This window comes from Micromonospora sp. D75 (assembly GCF_018070405.1).
GTDB lineage: Bacteria > Actinomycetota > Actinomycetes > Mycobacteriales > Micromonosporaceae > Micromonospora > Micromonospora chalcea.
Map to the genome: position 1 here is coordinate 1 of NZ_JAGPXV010001162.1, position 548 is coordinate 548.

The following is a 548-nucleotide window of genomic DNA, read 5'->3' on the forward strand; positions in this document are numbered from 1 at the left end:
CCGCCGGATCGCCGCGATCGGCTCCCAGCGCACCCCCGAGGGCGCCAGCGCCCGGCTCCGCCTGGCCGGCTACACCGCCGCGCTGGCCGAGGCCGGCATCGCGTACGACGACCGCCTGGTGGCGCCCGCGCCGGCCTGGCACCGCGCGGACGGCGCCGCCGCCATGCGGCACCTGCTCGCCACCGGGGTACGCCCCGACGCCGTCTTCTGCTTCAACGACACGCTCGCGCTCGGCGCGCTGCGCGCCCTGCACGAGGCGGGCCTGCGCGTGCCCGAGGACGTCGCGGTGGCCGGCTTCGACGACATCGAGGACGGCCGCTTCTCGATCCCGACGCTGACCACAGTCGCCCCCGACAAGGAACGCATCGCCCGCCTGGCGGTCGAGTTGCTGGCCGGACGTCTCGGCCCCGACCGCGACTCCCCACCCCGCGAGCTGGTGACCCCTCACCACCTCGCCCTGCGAGAGTCCGCCCCCCTCTAGCCCCGCGTCCCGGCCGCGTCTCAGCCGCGTCCCGGCCGCGTCCCGGCCGCGTCCCAGCCGCGGGGCT

General features: G+C 77.9%; 1 protein-coding gene. It reads left to right on the top strand.

Annotated elements, in window-relative coordinates; genetic code table 11:
• The coding region (locus KBX39_RS32640; protein ID WP_210874281.1) for a substrate-binding domain-containing protein at positions 1-481 on the top strand (481 nt) is incomplete at its 5' end.
• Positions 482-548 lie beyond the last annotated feature (67 nt).